The organism is Streptomyces sp. NBC_01334, assembly GCF_035983595.1.
Classification (GTDB): domain Bacteria; phylum Actinomycetota; class Actinomycetes; order Streptomycetales; family Streptomycetaceae; genus Streptomyces; species Streptomyces coriariae.
The window spans coordinates 4649646-4670352 of record NZ_CP130718.1 but is presented as its reverse complement, the minus strand read 5'-3'; the positions used below and the strand labels follow the sequence as shown (position 1 = coordinate 4670352).

Sequence of the window (20707 nt, the reverse complement as noted above, 5' to 3'; positions counted from 1 at the left end):
GCGGGGTTACCTTGAACCGTTGTCAATGAACCGTTCAGGCCATCCGGGTGGGGGAACTACCGCATGCGTGCGCTTCGAATACTGCTGGTCGTCGTCGTGGTCCTGGGCGGCCTGTTCGTGCTCGCGGACCGCCTCGCCGTGAACTTCGCGGAGGGTGAGGTGGCGGACAAGCTGAAGGCCAACGAGGGCCTCGCCACCACCCCGGACGTGTCCATCAAGGGCTTCCCGTTCCTCACCCAGGTCGTCGGCGGCTCGCTGGACGACGTCGAGGTCGGCATGAAGGACTACGAGGCGGCGACCGGCAAGAGCGGTCAGTCGATCCGTATCGACGACCTCCAGGCGGACATGAAGGGTGTCGAGTTCTCCGGCGACTACAGCTCCGCCACCGCCTCCAGTGCCACCGGCACCGCGTCCATCACCTACGCCGAGCTGCTGAAGACCGCGAAGTCCGAGCCGACGCAGGTGATGCAGGGCGTCACCGCCAACGTGGTCGGTCTCTCCGACGGCGGCAACGGCAAGATCAAGGTCGCCGTCGAGGCCACCGTGCTCGGCACCAAGCTGCCGCAGCCCGTGTACGTCCTCAGCACGGTCACCGTCGAGGGTGACACCGTCCGCGTGCACGCCGACTCGCTGCCCAGCTTCGGCGGGGTCCAGGCCGCCGAGAGCGAGGTGCGCTCGATCACCGACTTCCAGCAGAAGATCGACGATCTGCCCGGCGGGATCCAGCTCGACAAGGTCCAGGCGGGGACGAACGGTGTGGACATCTCGGTGAAGGGTTCGAACGTCAGGCTGGCCGGGTAGGGCTGACCCCCGGACCGGCCATGGGCCGACCATGGACGTCGAGCCATGGACGACGAACCATGGACCGACCCCTGATGGACGGCGAGTGTCCGACAGGCGAGACGCCGCCGTCCGTACCGTAGGGGTGACGACGGACACAAGCGCCCGGAAGCCGTGCTGCAACGGCCCGGGCGCTTTTCCTGTCCCACTATCCGGACGATCGCATCTCACCATTCGGCATGCTGGTGACATGCCCACCTGTCCGTCCCTACGATCGTCGACATGATGCAGCGACAGGCGGATCTCACGAAGCGGCGGGCAGTAGACCTGTGCCGCGTCGCCGCCATGCTCTGTCGCACTTTCTGAGCGGAAGCGCCGCCGGCCTTCCGCGCCTCCCGGCGCCCTCACTCGAGGGCATCCGTGCGCCGGCCGCCGGCGAGACCCGGCCGCGCACCCCTCTTTCTTGCACACCCCCGCCGCAACTGCCCCGGAGGAGAACGAGCATGAGCCGCAGTGACGTCCTGGTCGACGCCGACTGGGTCGAGGCCAACCTCGACAACGCCGACATCGCCATCGTCGAGGTCGACGAGGACACGTCCGCGTACGAGAAGAACCACATCCGGAACGCCATCCGGATCGACTGGACCAAGGACCTCCAGGACCCGGTCCGCCGTGACTTCGTCGACCAGGAGGGCTTCGAGAAGCTCCTGTCGGCCAAGGGCATCGCCAACGACACGCTGGTGATCCTCTACGGCGGCAACAACAACTGGTTCGCGTCCTACGCCTACTGGTACTTCAAGCTCTACGGCCACGACAACGTCAAGCTTCTCGACGGTGGCCGCAAGAAGTGGGAGCTCGACGCCCGCGAGCTGGTCGAAGAGGTGCCCGAGCGCCCCGAGACCTCCTACCAGGCCAAGCCGCAGAACAAGTCGATCCGCGCCTTCCGCGACGACGTCGTGGCGGCCATCGGCTCGCAGAACCTGGTCGACGTCCGCTCGCCCGACGAGTTCAGCGGCAAGCTGCTCGCTCCCGCGCACCTGCCGCAGGAGCAGTCGCAGCGCCCGGGCCACGTCCCGTCCGCCCGCAACATCCCGTGGTCGAAGAACGCCAACGACGACGGCACCTTCAAGTCGGACGACGAGCTCAAGGAGCTCTACGCCGACGAGCAGGTCGACCTGGCGAAGGACACCATCGCGTACTGCCGCATCGGCGAGCGCTCGGCCCTGACCTGGTTCGTGCTGCACGAGCTGCTGGGCGTGGAGAACGTCAAGAACTACGACGGCTCCTGGACCGAGTACGGCTCCCTCGTCGGCGTCCCGATCGAGCTCGGCGCCAACAAGTAACCATCCGAAGACCGACCTGAACGACCTCTGGAGAAGCACATGTGTGGAGCGAAGGCCGGCGGCCCGGACGCCTCGACGATCAAGCCCGGTGAGACCACGATCCAGGGTCAGGTGACCCGGGACGGCGAGCCGGTGACGGGCTACGTCCGTCTGCTGGACTCGACCGGCGAGTTCACCGCGGAGGTCCCGACCTCCGCCACCGGACAGTTCCGCTTCTACGCGGCCGAGGGCACCTGGACCGTTCGCGCCCTCGTTCCCGGCGCCACCGCCGACCGCACGGTCGTCGCCCAGCAGGGCGGCCTCGCGGAGGTCGCGATCGCGGTCTGAACGACACCGTGAACCGCTGAAGGGCCGCACCCGGGTCGGACACCGCGGGTGCGGCCCTTCGGCGTGCGCGGACCTACGCTGGAGGTATGTACGCACGGCGACGGCACGTCTACTTCGCCATGATGGGGACCTGCATCGGTCTCTTCGTCCTGGCGTGGGCGGTCGTGCGCCTCTGGTCGATCCCGGTGGCCGTGGGCATGTGCGTGGTGGCCATGCTCATCCCGCCGCTCGCCGCGATGGTCGCCAACCGGCGCGGTCCCGAGGACCGCTGGTGGGACGACCCCTCCGGTGACCCGAAGTCCGACGAGTGGTGGGACGAGCTGGACGGCAAGAAACGCCGCCCGTAGGTACCTGTCAGGCGGCCTCTGCTAGTAGACGAGCGCCTGGACGCCGTCGGTCAGCGCCTCCTGCACGAACACCTGCGCTCCCGCGATCCGTACGCCCTCGATGACGTCCTTCTCCGTGATGTCCCGACGGGCCGCGCACTGGGTGCACAGGGTGAGGCGGCCACCGGCCAGGATCGCGTCGAGCAGGCCGGGCAGCGGGGCCGCGTGCGGCAGCTCGAACTCGGCGGCCCGGCCCGGCAGCGCGAACCAGGCGGACTCCCCGGTCAGCCACAGCGAGACCTCCACCCCACTGGCCACGGCGACGGCCGCGACCGTGAACGCCTGGGAGCACCGCTCGGGCGCGTCCGCGCCCGCCGTCACCTTGATCACGAGCTTCTTCGCCATGCCTGAATCGTAATCAACTCAACTACAACTGCTTGTGTTGACCATGGGTCTCCTGTGAAGCGCGAGACGGAATACGCGCTTCACGCTTCTGAGGGGGATGTTGTGGAAGGTCCAGAAAGGGCCGAAGAGGTAGTAGGTGCGGTCGGTCCTGTCGAGGCGGACGGGGCCGCTCAGGCAGCGGCACAGCCAGAGGCAGACGTACAGGCAGACGCTCAGGCAGAGGCAGGGGCAGGGGCAGGCGTACAGGCAGCAGAGGCCGACGCCGAGGCAGCGGCAGAAGGTGCGCCGGAGGCAGAGACGGACGGAGCCGCAGGCGAGCGAGACGCGGAGGCAGCCGCATCCGTTGCGGCCGAGCCGCCCCTGGAGCGCGTGCGCCGTCGCCGCGGCCGTACGACCTTGATGATCGCCGGAGCCGCCGTGCTCGGTGTCGTCGCCGGCGCCTGCGCCGGTTTCCTCGTCCAGGCCGACCGCGAGCCGACCGCGCTGCCGCCGCTCTCGCAGCCCGTGCTCGCGCAGGGCAAGGGCGAGGTCGAGCCGCTGTCGGCGGCGCAGGACCGGCGGGTCAAGACGGACGGCGATCTGCGCAAGCTGCTGATCACCCGTCCCAAGGGAGCCAAGGACGCCGATTTCGCGGTGGACAGCGACGGCTGGGCGGATCTGCCCACGTACGCGCAGGAGTACACGAAACCGGGCGCCACGTTCAACAACCTCGTCGACGACGAGTTCCGCCGCGCGGCCATGGTCTCGTGGCGCGTGGGCGAGTCGTACAACGTCGAGATCGCACTCGTGCAGTTCCACCAGGAGAGCAAGGCCGCCGCGTCCGAGTGGGCGGAGAGCGGCGGCTACTGGGCCGAGGACGAGGACGACACCCGCAGTTGGCCCATCCCCGGCACGGGGGACGGCAACGGGACGGCGTACGTGCACGACACACCCGAAGAGGAGGCGGGCTACCTCCCCATGTACACGGCCGAGGCCTACGCCTGGCGCGGTGACATCTGCGTGGAGATCCAGGTCTACGACACCAAGCCGATCTCCAAGGCGAAGATCATGGACCTGGCCCAGCGGCAGGTGGGAAAGCTGTGAGCGAGAACCCGGAGACCAACCCCGAGAACCCCGAGAACCCCGAGAACCCCGAGAACCCCGAGGTCATCGAGGGCGGCGGCGCAGAGCCCGTCACCACCGTGAAGCCCGCGCGCAGGGTCCTCCGCCCCGGCCGTATCGCCACCGTGGCCGGATCCGCGCTGCTGGCCTGCGCGCTCGTCGGCGGTGTCGGCTACACCGTCGTGACCGTCCAGGACGCCGACCGCGCCCCCGGCAGGCCGACGTGGAAGTTCCCGCCACCGGACCAGGGCGACGAGAAGACCGAGCAGGACGGTGCGGGGAAGGGACTGAGCGCCCTGCTCGTGCCCTACGGCACCGACGGCTTCGAGCGCGGCCCCGACCTCGGTGAGTTCGGCGCGGACGCCGAGTTCAGCGGAGCGCAGGCCACCGCCATGCGCAAGGAGTCCATCAAGGACCTGCCCACCAAGTCGCGCCGGCAGCTGGAGAAGCTGATCGACAAGGAGCGCATCAAGGGTGTGGCGATGCGCAGCTACGTCGTCGGTCGGTCGGACTACAACACCACGGACGCGATCACCTTCGACGTCAACCTGTCACGGATGGAGAACCGCACCGCCGTGCGGGAGGCGGCGACGTCCGTCAACGGCTTCCTCGGCGCCACGGACGTCTTCCGCAAGGGCCCGAAGATCGCGGGCCACAAGGACGCCCAGTGCTTCCTGACGCCCAAGGACAAGGACGAGGAGCTGGGCTTCGCGCTCTGCACCGCCTACGTGGGAGACGTACTGGTCAGCGTCACCGCGAACGCCCCCGGTGTGCTCGACGCGAAGTTCGTCGCCAAGTTCTTCACCGCACAACTCGACCGCATCGACGACCCGGGACAGGCCGTATGACCGAGCAACAGCAGACGCCGGCCACCGCCGCACCGACCGACGAGACGGCCGCCGAACCCTCCGTCGGGACGCAGGTCACCGAGCGGATCGCCGCCGAGCCGGACACCGCGGAAGGGCTCCCGGCCGCGGAGACACCCGCCACCCCGCAGGGCGGCCCCGTCGCCCCGAAGGACCGGCGAGTCCTGCGGGCCGTGCTGCGCTGGACCGCCGTCGTCACCGTGTTCGCCGCGCTCGGGGCCGCGACGGCGTACGGGATCACGGGCATGGAGCGCACGGACGTACCCGGTCTCGCCACCGAGTCGGACGGCCGCTGGGCGTACCCGGAGATCACCAGGCCGCCGCTGCCCTCGGGCAGCCCCAGCCCGTTCGACACCAAGAACTGGGCGCAGGCCCACTACGCGGACCTGCGCGCGCTGCTGCTGCCCGCGCCCGCGGGGGCGACGGACGACAAGACGCTGCGAGGCGCCGACGGCTGGCTGCCGACGAAGGACTTCCTGAACGTGTTCGAGTCGAAGGAGGACCGGGACGACGTCGGCCAGCTGCTCACGGACCACGGACTGCGGCACATCGCGGCCCGCGGCTGGACCACCCCGGACGGCACCGGCACCCGCGTCTACCTGCTCCAGTTCGACACGGGGACGGTCGCCGACGACATCTACGGCGAGCTCACCACCTACGGCGCTCCCCTGCACGCCGTGCGCGGCGCCGCCGAGGCGGAGTTCGACGACGAGTACCCCACCGCCGCCGACTTCGACAGCATGAGCGTCATGCGGTACTCCTACGACGAGGTGAAGCCGTACGGAGCGGAGCAGCTGCGGCAGGCCTACCTCCGCGCGGGTGACGTCGTCGCCGTGGTCCTCCAGTCCCGCAAGGGCACTGCCGCGGCCGTCCCCTTCCAGCAGACCGTCACCCTGCAGAGCCAGCTGCTGGGCTGACCCCCGTGAGGGAGCACCTCACACGGAGGGCCGGTCCCCGGCCGCGTAAGCTGGGGGCCGGCCCTGTAGTACGTACCCCGAAGCACGCTCATCCGAGGAGCACCCCGTGGAGATCTTCTTCGAAGCCCTGCTGGTCCTGGTCTGCGTCGGCACCCTCGCCTTCGCCGGTCTGACCGTGAAGAAGCTGTACCAGGGCCAGCGCTGACCGACCACGTCCAGGAACTGTCACTCATGATCGAGATTCCGTCCGACCTCCACAAGGACCTCGTCCCCCTCGCTTTCCTGCTGGGCAGCTGGGCGGGCGCGGGCGTGCATGACTTCCCCGGCTCGGAGAAGTGCAACTTCGGACAGGAGGTCACCTTCGGCCACGACGGCCGGGACTTCCTGGAGTACCACTCCCACACCTGGGTCCTGGACGGCGAGGGCAACAAGGTCCGGCCGCTGGAGTCGGAGTCCGGCTTCTGGCGCGTCGACGCCGACCGCAAGGTCGAGGTGACCATGGTCCGCGACGACGGTGTCGTCGAGATCTGGTACGGCGAGCTGGCCGACAAGAAGCCGCAGATCGACCTCGTCACCGACGCGGTGGCCCGCACGGCCGCCTCCGGCCCCTACACAGGCGGCAAGCGTCTGTACGGGTACGTCAAGAGCGACCTCATGTGGGTCGGTGAGAAGCAGACCCCCGAGACCGAGCTGCGCCCCTACATGTCGGCACACCTCAAGAAGGTCGTCACCCCGGAGGACGTCGAACGCTGGGCGAAGGCCCTCCCCGACGACATGCCGGACGACGGGATCGCCTTCTTCAAGTGATACCTGCCCTTGGTCACCTGTTCGAGTGAAGGGTATGGCTCGGCAGGACGCGTGACAGGTTGCCGCCTAACGTTCTGGAACGTGAAGTCCGTGGTGAGGGTCAAGCTCCTGCCGACGCCCGAACAGGCGTCGGCACTTGCGGCGACTCTTCGAGCCTGTAACGAGGCGGCGAACTGGCTGTCGGCCCGCGCGTTCACACAAGGGAGGACGTCCCGCGCGCAGCTTCAGGCTCTCGCGTATGTCGATCTCAGGGCGCGGGGGCTGTCCGCACAACCAGCGTTGCACGTCCTGCGCAAGGTTGCCGACGCGTATGCCGCGCTGAAGACACACGAGCGTGCGGGAAATCCTGGCAGCCAGGGCTCGAAGCGGTGCGCGAGGGCCACCGCAAACCCCATCCGGTTCCGCGCGGGGGCAGCTCAGCCTTTTGATGATCGCTGTCTGTCCTGGCAGATGAGCGCCGCTACCGTGTCGATCTGGAGCGTCAGTGGGCGGTTGAAGAGGATCGCCTTTGTGGGACACCCGGAACCACTGCAGTTGCTGGCCCGATACCGACGTGGTGAGTCGGATCTGTTGTGCCAGAACGGCGACTGGTATCTGATCGCGACCTGCGAACTTCCTGAGGTTGAGGAAAACGGCACGCCGGACGGGTTCGTCGGGGTGGATCTCGGGATCGTGAACATCGCCACCACATCTACGGGACGGCGACACAGCGGACGGCGTTTGAACCGTAAGCGCGAACACGACCAAAAGCTGCGCTGCCGACTTCAGCAGAAGAGGACGAAGTCCGCCAAGCGACGGGCTAAGCGGCTCGCGGGTTTCGAGTGCAGGTCTTGCGGCTTCGTTGAGCATGCAGACCTCAACGCGTCCCACAACATCGCCGCCCGCGGCTGGTGCTTGTGGGCCTGCGGGGCAAAGTCAGCGGCCCCTGTTTTCACACCTTCGGTATGAGGACTGGAAGTGGCCGGGCTTCGTCGAACCCATCGACGACCTGAGCCGCAAACCTGGGACGCCGGCCCCGGGTAGCTGACGTAGTTCTAGACTCTTCGGTGTGGTGAGCACTGAAAGCACTGACTGGAAGAGCGACCTGCGGCAGCGCGGTTACCGGCTGACGCCGCAGCGCCAGCTTGTCCTCGAGGCCGTGGACACCCTGGAGCACGCGACCCCCGACGACATCCTCGTGGAAGTGAGGAAGACGGCGTCGGGGGTCAACATTTCCACCGTGTACCGGACCCTGGAGCTCCTGGAGGAGCTCGAGCTGGTCAGCCACGCGCACCTGGGGCACGGGGCGCCGACCTACCACCTGGCGGACCGGCACCATCACATCCACCTCGTCTGCCGGGACTGCGGCAATGTCATCGAGGCGGATGTGCAGGTGGCCGCGGAGTTCCGGGACAAGCTGCGCGAGACCTTCGGCTTCGACACGGACATGAAGCACTTCGCGATCTTCGGGCGCTGCAAGGACTGCACGCTCAAGGGTTCAATTACCAAGTCGTAGGCTGGGGGCCATGAAGAGCCCTCTGCTGTCCCTGCCCGGCGCCGTCCCCGCCGAGGGTGTGGACGAAGGCGTCGCCGGTCACTACGGCGATCTGTTCCGCGAGCAGCGCGCCCTCGCCGACGGCGCCGGTTTCGTCGATCTCTCGCACCGCGGAGTCGTCACCGTCTCCGGCGAGGACCGGCTGAGCTGGCTGCACCTTCTCCTCACCCAGCACCTCACCGACCTGCGCGTCGGCGAGGCCACCGAAGCGCTGATCCTCTCCGCGAACGGCCACATCGAACACGCGCTCTATCTGGTGGACGACGGCCTGACGGTCTGGATGCACGTCGAACCCGGCACCCAGGAGGCGTTGATCGCGTACCTGGAGTCGATGAAGTTCTTCTACCGGGTCGAGGTCGCCGACCGCACCGCCGACCTCGCGGTCGTGCATCTCCCCGCGGGTTCCATCGCCCCCGTCCCGCCGGGTGTCGCCGTCCGGGAGACCGCGTACGGCCGCGATCTCTTCCTCCCCCGCGCCGACCTGGAGGCGTACGCCGGGCAGGCGGGTCCGCCGGTCGGGATCCTCGCCCACGAGGCCCTCCGCGTCGAGCACCACCGCCCGCGTCTCGGCTTCGAGACCGACCACCGCACCATCCCGCACGAGCTCGGCTGGATCGGCACCGCCGTGCACCTCCAGAAGGGCTGCTACCGCGGTCAGGAGACGGTGGCCCGGGTGCAGAACCTCGGCAAGCCGCCCCGCCGCCTGGTCTTCCTGCACCTCGACGGCAGCGAGGTCCACCTGCCGGCCGCCGGCACCGACCTCCGCGTCGCCGACGACGGCCCCGACGGGCGCAAGATCGGCTTCATCACCACGTCCGTACGCCACCACGAGCTCGGCCCGGTGGCGCTGGCCCTGGTGAAGCGGAACGTGCCGGTGGACGCGCCGCTGCTGGCCGGGACGACCGCGGCCGCTCAGGAAACGGTCGTCGAACCCTAGGGAACTCCGAGGACCCCTGAGGCCCCTTGGGGACCCTGAGGCCCCTTGGGGAACCCTTGGGGGACCTCAGATCTCGATCAGCACGGTGAACGGGCCGTCGTTCGTCAGCGACACGCGCATCTGCGCGCCGAACCGGCCCGTCGCCACCGTCGCGCCGAGCTCCCGCAGCCGGGCGACGACCTCGTCGACGAGCGGCTCGGCGACCTCGCCGGGGGCGGCCGCGTTCCAGGTGGGGCGGCGCCCCTTGCGCGCGTCCCCGTACAGCGTGAACTGGCTGATGACCAGCAGGGGGGCGTCGACGTCGCTGCACGACCTCTCGTCGTGCAGCATGCGGACCGACCAGAGTTTGCGGGCGAGCTGGGCCGCCTTCTCCTTCGTGTCCTCGTGGGTGACCCCGACCAGGACGCACAGTCCCTCGCCGTCGATCTCCCCGACCGTCTCGCCGTCCACGACGACGCTCGCGCCGTCCACCCTCTGCACCACCGCTCGCATGCGGACCATGATGCCGGGTTCCCCGCACCGACCCGTGAGGGGCCCATTTTTGATCCTTAAGCCCCTATCTGGGGCCGTTCGGGGGGACTCGGTAACCCAGCGGTCGATCGGGGTGGCACGATGCTTCCCACACGCCGGTCGAGGGGACGGTAGAAGGACATGAGCACACCGAGTACCGGGCGGCCTGCGACACATCGGCCGCCGACACAGCGCAGCGACAGCCCCGTGCTGCCCGCGGAACGACCCGAGCACGACCTGACCCGGCTGAGCCTGCCCGAACTGCGCACCCTGCGCCGGGACGCACAGCGCGACGAGGCCGACCTCAGCTATGTACGACGGCTGCTCCAGGGCCGTATCGACATCCTGCGCGCGGAGCTGGCCCGCCGCTCTCCGTCGGGTGCGGCCTCCGTGGTGGAGCGGCTGTCGGAGATCCTCACCGACGCCCCGGCCCGGCACCGCTCCTCGGCCCGCCACGTCACCCTGGGCACCCCGCACAGCGAGGAGTACCGGCGGCTGGCGGCCGACATGCTCGCCGACGTCGAACTCTCCGACCTCGACGCGCGCACCGATCCCGAGCTCCACGACGCGATGGGCTGCCTGGTCCGCTACGAGCAGCAGGTCTCGAGCCGCCGCCAGGGCCTCCAGCGGACGGCCGACGAGTCGGGCGCGGAGATCACGAGGCGCTACCGGGAGGGAGAGGCACAGGTGGAGGACCTGCTGGTGTGACTCCGACGAGGTCCCACCGGGGCCGAGGTCAGGGGACTGGGGCCTGAGGGCTGGGCCGGGGCGGCGACGGCGGGAAAAATCTTCGCACCACCCGCCCGCCCCTGCCTACGGTGATCCCATGACCCGCCGAGCCATCCAGCAGCCGATCGACGTCCGCGCAGTCACCGACGCGGAGCTTCCCGACTGGACCCGTGCCGTGAACACGGGCTTTCTGCGCCCGCCCACCGTCCCCGACCAGATGCTCGCCGACCGTCGTGTCGCGTTCGCGGACTCCCGTGTCTCCGGCGCCTTCGACGCGGGCCGGTGCGTGGCGACGTTCCGCTCGTTCGACCAGGAGCTCACGGCGGTCGGCGGCGCCCCCGTCGCCGCCGACGCCATCTCCAACGTCACCGTCGCGCCCACGCACCGCCGCCGCGGAATCCTCACCCGTCTGATGGCCGACGACCTGACGGCGGCGAAGGACCGCGGGGACGTCGTGGCCACCCTGATAGCCGCCGAGTACCGGATCTACGGCCGGTACGGCTTCGGTCCGGCGACCACCATGACCGAGTGGTCGATCGACGTGCCGCGCGCCGGCCTCGACCCGAACTGGTCGGGCCCGCAGGACGGCGGCCGGATCGACTTCGCCGACGCCGAGGAGATCCGCCGGATCGGTCCCGAGCTGCACGAGCGGCTGCGGAGCGCCCAGCCGGGCGCGATCGACCGGGACGAGCACTGGTGGGCGGCGCGCACCGGGAAGCTGTGGCTGTACGGCAGTGCGTGGGTCGAACCGTTCTTCGTGGTCTACCGCTCGGCGGACGGTGTGGTGGAGGGTATGGCCTCCTACCGGGCGGACGAGGAGTGGAGCGACGCCAAGCAGCCGCTGAACACGGCGACGGTGAACTGGCTGAGCGCGGTGACCCCGGCCGCGGAGCGCGCCCTGTGGCACTACGTCTGTTCCATCGACTGGATCACCCGGGTGAAGACGGGCTGGCGCTCACCGGACGACCTGCTCCCGCTCCATCTGCCGGACCCGCGCGCGGCGCGCATCACCACGCAGGCGGACTGGCTGTGGGTGCGGATCCTGGACGTCGTGCGGGCCCTGGAGGCGCGGACGTACGACGCGTCGGGCGCGTCGGTCCTCGAGGTCGTCGACCGGTCGGGCCTGGCCGGAGGCCGCTTCCTGCTGGACGCGACCCCCGACGGTGCCTCCTGTACGCCGACCACCCGCAGCGCCGACCTCACCCTGGACGTGGCCGAGTTGGCGACGCTGTGGCTGGGCGACGAGTCCGCGGGGCGGCTGGCGGCGCTGGGCCGGCTCCGGGAAGAACGAGCGGGCGCCGCCCGAGGGGCCGACGCCCTGCTGCGCACGTCCGGGCGGCCTTGGTGCCCGGACATGTTCTGACGACTCCTTTCCGCGTGGCTGTGCGTCTGTGTGGTCGTGCGGCTGTCTGACTGTCCGGCTGTGTGCTGTGTGTTTCCTTGAATGCGGGTATCCGTAGCTGTTCAGTTGTGGCTGTGCGATCGATCTGAAGTTGTGGCTGTGCCGGCGATGTTCAGTTGTGGCTGTACGTCGGTGTCGACTGCTCGGGCTCCCGGCTCCCCTCCGGAAGGGAGCCCGACCGCCAACCGTCTGAAAGTTTGACCATGTCGTTGAAGTTGGCTGCCAACTTCACTGTAACTATGTCCGCTTGGAAGCGTCCTATAACCATCTCTCTTTGAACTGCCCAAAGATGGCGGGAAGTTGTAGTGTGCGGACGTGGAGCCGGAACATGCCTCCGTCAATGGGCGGAGGGGGGCGGTGCGGCCGCAACGGTCACATCGCGAGGTGGCCGACGAGCTGCGCACCCGGATCAGGACCGGAGTGCTGCGGCCGGGGCAGCGCATGCCGACGCAGGCCAAGCTGGCGGACGAGTTCGGCGTCGAGCGGGGTGCCGTACGGCAGGCGCTGCGCATTCTCCAGTCCGAACAGCTCCTCACCAACGTCTCCAAGGGAAGCCCGGCGACGGTCGCCGCGCGGCCGGGGGCCGCCGGCCTCCCGACGGGTCACGCGGCGGTGCCGCAGCCCTCGATGGTGGCGCTTCCGCCGCGGATCACCGAGGCCTTCGCCGCCGACCACGTCGAGGTCGACGCCCTGTGCCTGACGGCGGTCTCGCTGACGGCCGCGATCGGTGAACCCCTGCGGCAGATCCACGCGGGGCAACTGAAACCGGCCAAGATCGACGTCCGTGTCCTGTTGCCGTCCCGGAACATCGAACTCGCGTTTCCGGCGCCGGTGGACATCACGGAGACCGGGCGGCTCCAGCGCCGCTGGCTGGCCCATCGCAACGCCCAGGGCCAGGTGTTGCGGCACAACCTGCTCACCCTGCGCTCCACGCACGGCATCGACGTGCACGTCACCTTCCGCGCACTGCCCTTCACCCCGCCCGTGAAGCTGTATCTGCTCAACGGGACGGAGGCGCTGTTCGCCTACTACACGGTCAAGCGGCGCGAGCAGACGATCGACCACGAGCACCTGGAGATGTACGACGCCGAAGGCACGCGGTCGGTGCTGTTCGCCTTCGAGCAGGGCGCCGGACCGCGTGACACGACGTTCGTGGAACAGTCCCACCTGTGGTTCGACGCACTGTGGGAGACGATCAGCTCGGAGCTGGTGCTCACGAGCTGACGGCGGGCCCGGTGGCGAGGAGGGCGAGGATCACGGCGCCGGCGGAGCTGATGACCGGGCTCTTGGCCTTGATGCCGACGCTGAGCAGGAGCAGGCCGAGGGCGCCGGCGGTGCCGTACTTCCACTGGATGGTCTGCTCGACACCGACGACGAAGGCGGCGCTGAGGAGGACGAGGACGGGCATGGTGGTTCCCCCCTTCCGAGACTGGAGTGGGAGGCAAACCTTCCGCCAACTCACTCAAGTTGGTTGCCAACTATGACTATGTTGTCCCCACTTGGTGGCAGCTGTTAAACAACTTCCAAACAACTCCCGCCAGATGGATCTAAGTTGTAGCGTTTGGTCGTGACCCAGGAGAACGTGGCAGTGAACGGCAGCAGGCTCTCACCGCGTGAGATCGCCGATGTCCTGCGCGAACGCATCCGCGTCGGGGATCTCAGGGCCGGTGACCGGTTGCCCACCCAGGCCGAACTGGCCGACGAGTTCGGCGTGGAGCGCGGTACCGTCCGCCAGGCCCTGCGGGCGCTCCAGGACGACGGGCTGCTCACCAACGTGAGCAAGGGCAGTCCGCCGCGGATCGCGGAACCGCCGGCGCCGGACCGCGGAGAGCCGCAGCCCACGATGGTGGGCCTGGCCCCGCGGCTCACCGCGGCCTTCGGAGTCCCGCATGTGCGGATCGACGCGGCCTGTCTCACCGCCGAGAGCCTGATCCCGGCCCTGGGCGAGCCCCTGCGACTGATCCACGCCGGCAGCATCCGGCCCCAGAAGATCGACGTCCGCATCCTGCTGCCGTCCCGGGACATCAGCCTCGCCTTCCCGGTCTCGGTCGAGGACCGCGGGGACGACGAGGACCCGGTCCACCAGCGCTGGCTGTCGATGCGCAACGCGCAGGGCCAGGTGCTGAGTTACAACCTCCGCGCGCTGCGCTCGCACGGCGTGGACGTCAACATCACCTTCCGCGCGCTGCCGTTCACCCCGCCGGTGAAGCTGTACCTCCTCAACGGGCAGGAGGCGCTGATCGCCTACTACATGGTCGCGCGCACGGAGGAGACCACCGACAGCGGAACCCTCGACATGTACGACGTGCGGGGCACCGAGTCCCTCCTCTTCTCCTTCGAGAAGGCCGCCGGTCAGCGCGACGCCGCGTTCGTGGAGGAATCCCAGAAGTGGTTCGACGCCCTCTGGGAAACCATCACGACGGACCTGACACTCTTCTAGTGACCTCTGATACGACGCAGACTGAGCAGGTGGCAGCAGGCACCGGGAACGGGAACGCGGATCTGCGGGAGTTGATCACCCGTACGAGGGTCGTCCTGTGGGACTTCGACGGTCCGATCTGCCGGCTCTTCGCCGGGCACTCGGCGGAAGGAGTGGCCGACGGTCTCGTGGAGTGGCTCGAAGCGCGGGGCTTGCACGGCCTGCTGACGGAGTCCGAGCGGGAGTCGCTGGACCCGCACGTCGTGCTGCGCGCGGTGGACCGCCGGCACCCGGGCAGCGACCTGGTCACGGAGCTGGAGGAACGCCTCACCCAGGAGGAACTGAAGGCCACGGCCACGGCGATGCCCACGGCGTGGGCCGACCCCCTGATCCGCACCCTGGTCGCACTGAAGCTGCGGCTGGCCATCACCACCAACAACTCCCCTGGGGTGGCGGCCACTTACCTGGCGAGCCGCGGGCTCACCTCCTGCTTCGCGCCGCACATCTACGGCCGCACCCAGGAACTGCGCCACCTCAAGCCCCACCCGCACTGTCTGAACCGCGCTCTGCGTGCCATGGGATCGTCGCCCGGAACCGCCCTGATGATCGGCGACACCACCTCCGACTTCCTGGCCGCCCGTGAGGCCGGCGTGCCGTTCCTCGGCTACGCGCGCAACGCGCACAAGGAGAAGCTGCTCAGGGGAGCGGGTGCCACGACGGTGGTCGACTCGCTGGAGCTGTTGCTGAACGCGGTCAGGCAGCTCTGAGCAGCAGCAGCACGAGCATGACGGCCGCCCCGACGGCGAGCACGTCGTGCCGGGCCCGTACACCCACGGCCACGGTGAACAGCAGCATCACGCCCACCGCCCCCAGCTTGGCCTGCACCGTCAACCCCGCGCAGAACGCGAGGAGTTCCCAGAGTGCCGATAACAGGAGCACGACCTTCCACCTTCCTGCCAGTCTCTGTGAAGCTTTCAAATCCCAGTCCAATTGGACTGGTTGACTTGAAGTGGATTTCCCCTGGCCGGTTGATCCTTAATCGGCCTGCGGTGTCCGGTACTTGACCGAGATTGGTTTGCCATTGGTTGGATAGCGGTACGGTCGCTGTGTGGACGTGCAGCAGAGCGGGGACAGCGGCGGCCGGGAGTTCCACCGGGTCGCCGACGATCTACGTGCCCGGATGGCGAACGGGACCTATCCGCTGCGTTCCTTCCTGCCGTCTCAGCGGGACCTCGCCGAGGAGTTCGGAGTCTCCCGGGACACCGTCTCCCGCGTGATGAGGGAACTGGCCCACGAGGGCTGGATCGAGTCCCGCCAGGGCAGCGGGTCCCGGGTCGTCAAGACGCAGCGGATACAGTCCTCCACGCCCAAGGCCACCCGGCAGCTCCAGGGAGCGACCCTGGGGCCGCTGCTCAGCGAGGCCTTCGAGCAGCCGGAAGTAACCCTGGACGTCTACACGTTGACGTCCGAGTCGCTGGACGCGCACATCCGGTTGCAGGCCGAGCGGATCCACCGCCGCTCCATCGCCCCCCAGCACATCGGCCTGCGGATGATCCTGCCCTCCGAGGAACTGGTCCTGCCCTATCCGAGGGTCAAGGACGACAAGGACGACGACCGGCTGCGCAACCGTCTGCACGGCATCACGAACCGGCACACGGAGTCACTGCGCGGGGTGCTCAGGGACCTGCGGACCGAGAAACTCGTGCCGTCCGTCGACATCCAGATCCGGCACGCCCCGCTGACCCCCACCCTCAAGCTCTACCTCTTCAACGGAGCCGAGGCGCTGCACGGCCCCTATGAGGTGATTCAAAGACAGATCGACGTTGGCTCGAACGACGAGATCGAGGAGATCACCGCTCTCGACGTGCTGGGTCTCGGTGCCACCCTCAGCCATCAGGTGAAGGACGGGGACCCGAACTCCCCGGGCACCGTCTTCGTGGACACCTGGCAGTCGTGGTTCGACTCCGTCTGGAATTTTCTCGCCGAATAGCCGGGTCCCGGTGCGCTAGCATGCCTCAATCGCGCGAGCAATCGCTCTCGTCCATACGTATGAGACGGCGAACAAGCCAGTCTCGAACCGCCTGACGTGAGTGAGTGGCAAAACCACCAATCGGCTCAGCTGATCATCACTCCGGTCGTGCGGCGCGTTTACCGTTTGCCCTACCCTGCCCAGCGCGAGTACCGGAGCGGCCAGTGGTCGACCACCTTGTTCCCCCTCGTCACCTCGGGGAACGAGCAGCCGAGGACGTGCCCGGTGCGCTGCGGGCCTTCGTCAGGGCCGCCGAAGCGACCCAGGAGTCCAGCGGCCATCACAATCGCAACTATGTGCTGCCGTTGACGGAGCATGTCGCCCCCCTGGTGGGCCGCCCCCCGGGGACCTCGGTGATCGTGCGGATCAGGCGCTCGGACGCGCTGCCCGTGGTGATCAGGACCTGGCCGGAGGCGGCGATCCTCGACGCCGTTCGCGGCGCCCTGCCGCACGCACCCGAATGCCTGATCAAGACGCCGGGTTACGCCATCCACAGCCACGTGGAGGGCGTACCGCTCTCCACCATCTGCGGAAACGGTAAACCTGTCGACCACCTGCTGATCAAGGCGCTGGCCGGGTTGCTGGCCCAGATGACCCAGGTGCGTCGGCAGGCACTGCCGCCGCTGCCCGGTTCCTGGCCCGCCAACCACAGCGACAGCCAGGCCTTCCTGAAGACCCTGACCCTGTGCGCCGACGAACAGATCCGCAAGCCCAACTGGGGTGAGTTCGGCGGCCTGTTCAAGGCGCTGGGAATCTCCGACGACGCTCTGCTCCGACTGGCCGAGCGGGTGCCCGCGATGACCCGGAGGCCGTACAGCCTGCTCCACGCGGACCTGCACCGGGACAACCTGATCGTGTCGTACGGCGGGGACCCGCCGCTCGTCTGCGTGGACTGGGAGCTGGCGACCTTCGGCGACCCGCTGCACGACCTCGCCACCCACCTGGTGCGCATGCAGTACCCGGACCACCAGTGGGGCGAGGTGATCGAAGCGTGGGCCCGGGCCATGCGAAAGTTCCGGCCCAGCGCGATCAAGGGCCTGGACAAGGACCTTTCCCACTACGTCGACTTCGAGCGGGCGCAGTCCGTCTATCCGGACGTGATGCGTGCGGCGAGGTCGCTCCAGGAGTCCTTCACGCAGAAGGGGTGTGACGAGGCGACGGTGGAGGTGCACCGGGCGCTGAAGGCGGCGGCGGAGCCCCTGCGGCTCGGGAACGTGCCGACGTACGACGAGATCGAGCGGGCTCTCGTCAGGTGGCTGGCCTCGCGGGTCGACCGGGGCGACAGCGGCCGGCACTGGATCGCGAAGGCCTCCGCGTGGCGGCCGGACCGGCGGCTGTCGGAGAATCCCCGTTTTCCGGCGTCCGCCGTGCGGGAAGCGCTGCTCGCGGAGGGCGCTGCCCCCGCGCACCGGGTGTTCAAGGGAACCGCTCATCTCAACTCGGTGGTGTGGGTGCGGGACATGCCCCACCCCGTGGTCGTGCGTCGCAAACTGGCCAACGTCTCGCGGCGGGAGCCGAGCTATCTGAGCGAGCACGCCGTCCTGAACGCCATCCAGGAGTCGCGTGCCCGGGTGGCGGCACCGCAGGTCCTGGCGCTCGGCGAGAGTTACCGGGACGACGCCTTCAGCATCCACACCTATGTCGGCACCCGGGTCGACCAGCCGCCGAGCCACCCGGTGAACGGTCTGCTCCCGCACGAGGCCGACGCGCTCGTCGATCAGTTGTGCGAGCTGACCCGGGTGGACCACAGGGCGATCGATCCTCAGGCCGGGGACGTCGACTTCTACGAATGGCTGAAGGAGCAGCTGGTCGGTCTGGTGCGGAACCTGCCGAAGGAGTCGCTGCAACTGGCCCGCACGCTCGGGCTGCCCGACGAGTGGCGGCTGCGCGAGATCCTCTCCCGACACCGGCTGAGTCACCGGGCGCCCGCCCTGCTGCACGGTGACCTCAACCCGTGGAACCTGGTGCGCCGCAACGACCACCGGGCCCTGACCATCATCGACTGGGAGATGGCCCTGGTCGGCGATCCGCTGTACGACCTGGTCCGGCACATGCACCTGACGCCGATCCGGCCGGAGATCAGGGACCGCATGTTCCGTCGCTGGGAGCGGAACATGCCTCCGGAGTACAGCAGGGACTGGCGGGTGGACTGGCCGGTCTACCGCTGGAGCGAGATCATTCGCTCGGCCTACGTCGATCTCGACCGGCTGGCGACCAGGACGGGCCTGGACGCCCCCAATGTCCGCAGGGCCGTCGACTCCTACGCCGAGACGCTGGCCGCGGCCACTGCCTCCCTCGGTCTTCCGGCCTCCCGAACGGCCAACCCCTACCTCAAGCTGGCCCTGACCCGCGGAAGGTCCTGACCCGCGGAAGGTCCTGACCCGCGGAAGGTCCTGATCCCGGGCTGTGCGCCGGCGCGGACGCCTGCGCGGGCGCAGGTTCACCGCCTTCGGGCCTCACACGTCGAGCACCACCTTCCCGACCAGTTCCCGCCCCTCGATCGCCGCGTGCGCCGCGGCGGCCTCCGTCAGCGGGAACCGAGCCCCGATCACCGGCCGCAGCCGTCCTGCGGCCGCCTCCGCCAGGACGTGCGCGGTCAGGCGGCGCACCTCGGCCTCGCCGAACTGCACGTCCCCGATCCCGAAAAGGGTGACGCCCCGCCGTTCCGCCTCCGTCGCGTCTACGGCCGCGAAGCCGCCCGAGGGTGCTCCGTGTGCGGAGAAGCGCCCACCGTCGGCGGTCAACGGGAAGGCCGCGAGGCCGAGTTCACCGCCGACACCGTCCAGTACGACATCGGCGGCCGCTTCGGCAACGGCTTCGGTGCCCGCCTCGGCGGCACGCGTGGATCCCGGCCGCCCCAGAGCCTGCCGCGCCCGCTCCACCCAGTCCGGCTCCGACACGTCCACCACCGCGTCCGCCCCCAGTTCCCGCACCAGCGCCGACTTCCGCGCTCCCCGTGCCGCGGCCACCACCCGGGCGCCCCGGGCGCGGGCCAGCTGGATCAGCAGGGTGCCCATGCCGCCCGAGGCGCCGAGGATCAGGACGCGGTCACCGGGGCCCACGGCGGTGTGTTCCAGCAGACCGGCGGCCGTCACCCCGTCGTGGACGAGTGCCGCGGCCGTGCGCAGGTCCACGCCGTCCGGGACGGGGGTCGGCGCGGTGACCGGGGCCGTCACGCGCTCGGCGTAGCTGCCGGTCACGAAGGAGGTCACCCGGCGGCCCACCCACGCGGCGTCCACGCCCTCGCCGACCGCGGTGACCGTGCCGGCCACGCCGCCACCGGGGACGTAGGGCGGCTCGATGGGGAAGTAGGCGCGGAACCGGCCCGCGCGGACCTGGGTCTCCACGAAGATCGTGTCGGCGTGGGCGACCTCGATCAGGACCTCGCCGGGGCCCGGGACCGGGTCCGGCAGCTCCACCGTGGCCAGGACCTCGGGTCCGCCGAACGCCTTCACCTGTGCTGCTCGCATGACATACCTCCACCGCGGTGCCGTTGAATGCGTGTGCATGGAGTCTTCGACCTCAACCCCGGTTGAGGTCAAGGGGGGTCGAGGCCGAGCGGGGCCGGGTGTCGATCGGCCCCGTAGGCTCGGTCCATGAGCGAGACCGGGCTGCGCGAGCGCAAGCGGCAGCGGATGTACCAGGTCGTGTCGGACATCGCCGTCCGGCTCTTCGTCGAGCGCGGCTTCGACGCGGTGTCCGTCGCCGAGATCGCCGCGGCGGCCGAGATCTCCAAGCCGACCCTCTTCCGGTACTTCCCGGCCAAGGAGGACCTGGTCCTGCACCGGATCGCGGACCACGAGCAGGAGGCGGCCCGGGTGGTCACGGCGGCCCGGGCCGAGGGCGTCGCACCGCTGCCCGCCCTGCGCCGGCACTTCCTCGCCGGGCTGGCCGCCGCCGACCCTGTCACCGGCCTCAACGACCACCCGAACGTGCGCGCCTTCCACGCCATGCTCTACGGCACGCCCTCCCTGGTCGCCCGCCTGTACGGCTACCTGGAGCGCTCGGAGGCGGCCCTCGCCGACGCCCTTGCGGACGAGCTGCCCGACGCCCTCGACGCCCGGCTGGCCGCCGGACAGATCGTCGCCGTCCGGCGGATCCTCGCCGAGGAGAACTGGCGGCGGATCGCGGAGGGGGAGGGAGTGGAGGACGTGCGGGGTGACGCGGAGGCGGCGGTGGATCGGGCGTTCGCGGTGCTGGGGGCGGGTCTGCCGCAGCTCGGCCGGCCGGTGCCCACTGGCTGATACTGAGTAAAAAATGTGACTCAGTTACATT

Annotated in this window: 25 protein-coding genes; 20 read left to right on the top strand and 5 right to left on the bottom strand. The window is 69.3% G+C overall.

Annotation, left to right across the window (positions count from 1 at the left end; all coding sequences use genetic code 11):
* Positions 1-63: 63 nt before the first annotated feature.
* From OG736_RS20840 to OG736_RS20825, 5 genes are all read left to right on the top strand, one after another.
* Positions 64-801, top strand: a complete 738-nt coding sequence (locus OG736_RS20840; RefSeq protein ID WP_327183790.1) for an LmeA family phospholipid-binding protein — start codon at positions 64-66, stop codon at positions 799-801.
* 261 nt (positions 802-1062) lie between these two features.
* Positions 1063-1146, top strand: a complete 84-nt coding sequence (locus tag OG736_RS47295; protein ID WP_351766844.1) for a putative leader peptide — start codon at positions 1063-1065, stop codon at positions 1144-1146.
* Positions 1147-1283: 137 nt separating this feature from the next.
* Entirely contained in the window at positions 1284-2123 is an 840-nt protein-coding gene (locus OG736_RS20835; RefSeq protein ID WP_020130363.1) for a sulfurtransferase, read from the top strand.
* Between the two features lie 39 nt (positions 2124-2162).
* Positions 2163-2450, top strand: coding sequence for a DUF1416 domain-containing protein (locus OG736_RS20830; RefSeq protein ID WP_010351646.1), 288 nt, complete (start codon positions 2163-2165; stop codon positions 2448-2450).
* A gap of 86 nt (positions 2451-2536) precedes the next feature.
* A complete protein-coding gene (locus OG736_RS20825; protein WP_054243839.1) occupies positions 2537-2797 on the top strand; it encodes a DUF3099 domain-containing protein in 261 nt (86 codons plus the stop codon).
* Positions 2798-2818: 21 nt separating this feature from the next.
* On the opposite strand, the gene OG736_RS20820 is transcribed toward OG736_RS20825, so the two are convergent.
* Positions 2819-3181 carry a DsrE family protein gene (locus tag OG736_RS20820; protein ID WP_327183789.1) on the bottom strand — a complete coding sequence of 121 codons (363 nt, stop codon included), beginning with the start codon at positions 3179-3181 and terminating at the stop codon, positions 2819-2821.
* A gap of 369 nt (positions 3182-3550) precedes the next feature.
* On the opposite strand from OG736_RS20820, the gene OG736_RS20815 reads away from it, so the two are divergent.
* The 7 genes from OG736_RS20815 to ygfZ all read left to right on the top strand — a co-directional run bounded on the left by OG736_RS20815 (position 3551) and on the right by ygfZ (position 9343).
* Positions 3551-4264 (top strand): hypothetical protein, encoded by a 714-nt coding sequence (locus tag OG736_RS20815; RefSeq protein ID WP_327183788.1) that lies wholly within the window; start codon positions 3551-3553, stop codon positions 4262-4264.
* Entirely contained in the window at positions 4261-5130 is an 870-nt protein-coding gene (locus tag OG736_RS20810; RefSeq protein ID WP_327183787.1) for a hypothetical protein, read from the top strand. Before OG736_RS20815 ends, OG736_RS20810 begins: the two co-directional genes overlap by 4 nt.
* Entirely contained in the window at positions 5127-6065 is a 939-nt protein-coding gene (locus OG736_RS20805) for a hypothetical protein (protein ID WP_327183786.1), read from the top strand. The genes OG736_RS20810 and OG736_RS20805 overlap by 4 nt, the downstream gene beginning before the upstream one ends.
* Before the next feature lie 231 nt (positions 6066-6296).
* Positions 6297-6872, top strand: coding sequence for a heme-binding beta-barrel domain-containing protein (locus tag OG736_RS20800; RefSeq protein ID WP_020130355.1), 576 nt, complete (start codon positions 6297-6299; stop codon positions 6870-6872).
* Positions 6873-6953: 81 nt separating this feature from the next.
* Positions 6954-7820 carry a hypothetical protein gene (locus OG736_RS20795; protein ID WP_327183785.1) on the top strand — a complete coding sequence of 289 codons (867 nt, stop codon included), beginning with the start codon at positions 6954-6956 and terminating at the stop codon, positions 7818-7820.
* Between the two features lie 100 nt (positions 7821-7920).
* The gene (locus OG736_RS20790) at positions 7921-8367 is read left to right on the top strand and encodes a Fur family transcriptional regulator (RefSeq protein ID WP_020130354.1); all 447 of its coding nucleotides are present in this window, start codon (positions 7921-7923) and stop codon (positions 8365-8367) included.
* Positions 8368-8377: 10 nt separating this feature from the next.
* Positions 8378-9343 (top strand): CAF17-like 4Fe-4S cluster assembly/insertion protein YgfZ, encoded by a 966-nt coding sequence (ygfZ, locus tag OG736_RS20785; protein WP_327183784.1) that lies wholly within the window; start codon positions 8378-8380, stop codon positions 9341-9343.
* A 66-nt stretch (positions 9344-9409) separates the two neighbouring features.
* On the opposite strand, the gene dtd is transcribed toward ygfZ, so the two are convergent.
* Positions 9410-9835 (bottom strand): D-aminoacyl-tRNA deacylase, encoded by a 426-nt coding sequence (gene dtd / locus OG736_RS20780; RefSeq protein WP_327187666.1) that lies wholly within the window; start codon positions 9833-9835, stop codon positions 9410-9412.
* Between the two features lie 159 nt (positions 9836-9994).
* Here dtd and OG736_RS20775 point away from each other — a divergent pair, with 159 nt between their 5' ends.
* From OG736_RS20775 to OG736_RS20765, 3 genes are all read left to right on the top strand, one after another.
* Positions 9995-10561: an RsiG family protein gene (locus OG736_RS20775; protein ID WP_327183783.1), complete on the top strand. Its 567-nt coding sequence runs from the start codon at positions 9995-9997 to the stop codon at positions 10559-10561.
* Between the two features lie 118 nt (positions 10562-10679).
* Positions 10680-11945, top strand: a complete 1266-nt coding sequence (locus OG736_RS20770) for a GNAT family N-acetyltransferase (protein WP_327183782.1) — start codon at positions 10680-10682, stop codon at positions 11943-11945.
* A gap of 396 nt (positions 11946-12341) precedes the next feature.
* On the top strand, positions 12342-13208 hold the full coding sequence (locus tag OG736_RS20765; protein ID WP_327183781.1) for a FadR/GntR family transcriptional regulator: 867 nt from the start codon (positions 12342-12344) through the stop codon (positions 13206-13208).
* Here OG736_RS20765 and OG736_RS20760 read toward each other — a convergent pair.
* On the bottom strand, positions 13198-13392 hold the full coding sequence (locus OG736_RS20760) for a hypothetical protein (protein ID WP_327183780.1): 195 nt from the start codon (positions 13390-13392) through the stop codon (positions 13198-13200). The genes OG736_RS20765 and OG736_RS20760 overlap by 11 nt on opposite strands.
* Positions 13393-13545: 153 nt before the next feature.
* Here OG736_RS20760 and OG736_RS20755 point away from each other — a divergent pair, with 153 nt between their 5' ends.
* Both OG736_RS20755 and OG736_RS20750 read left to right on the top strand, forming a co-directional pair.
* Entirely contained in the window at positions 13546-14424 is an 879-nt protein-coding gene (locus tag OG736_RS20755; RefSeq protein ID WP_199875699.1) for a GntR family transcriptional regulator, read from the top strand.
* A gap of 29 nt (positions 14425-14453) precedes the next feature.
* Positions 14454-15170, top strand: coding sequence for an HAD family hydrolase (locus OG736_RS20750; protein WP_327183779.1), 717 nt, complete (start codon positions 14454-14456; stop codon positions 15168-15170).
* Here the strand turns inward: OG736_RS20750 and OG736_RS20745 are convergent.
* Positions 15157-15342: a hypothetical protein gene (locus OG736_RS20745; RefSeq protein WP_327183778.1), complete on the bottom strand. Its 186-nt coding sequence runs from the start codon at positions 15340-15342 to the stop codon at positions 15157-15159. The genes OG736_RS20750 and OG736_RS20745 overlap by 14 nt on opposite strands.
* Positions 15343-15511: 169 nt before the next feature.
* Between OG736_RS20745 and OG736_RS20740 the strand changes: the two genes are divergently transcribed.
* Both OG736_RS20740 and OG736_RS20735 read left to right on the top strand, forming a co-directional pair.
* Entirely contained in the window at positions 15512-16393 is an 882-nt protein-coding gene (locus OG736_RS20740) for a winged helix-turn-helix domain-containing protein (protein ID WP_327183777.1), read from the top strand.
* Positions 16394-16650: 257 nt separating this feature from the next.
* The gene (locus OG736_RS20735; protein ID WP_327183776.1) at positions 16651-18795 is read left to right on the top strand and encodes a phosphotransferase family protein; all 2145 of its coding nucleotides are present in this window, start codon (positions 16651-16653) and stop codon (positions 18793-18795) included.
* A 93-nt stretch (positions 18796-18888) separates the two neighbouring features.
* Here the strand turns inward: OG736_RS20735 and OG736_RS20730 are convergent, their stop codons facing one another.
* The gene (locus tag OG736_RS20730) at positions 18889-19902 is read right to left on the bottom strand and encodes a zinc-binding dehydrogenase (RefSeq protein WP_327183775.1); all 1014 of its coding nucleotides are present in this window, start codon (positions 19900-19902) and stop codon (positions 18889-18891) included.
* A gap of 126 nt (positions 19903-20028) precedes the next feature.
* Here OG736_RS20730 and OG736_RS20725 point away from each other — a divergent pair, with 126 nt between their 5' ends.
* On the top strand, positions 20029-20676 hold the full coding sequence (locus tag OG736_RS20725; RefSeq protein ID WP_327183774.1) for a TetR family transcriptional regulator: 648 nt from the start codon (positions 20029-20031) through the stop codon (positions 20674-20676).
* Positions 20677-20707: the final 31 nt, after the last annotated feature.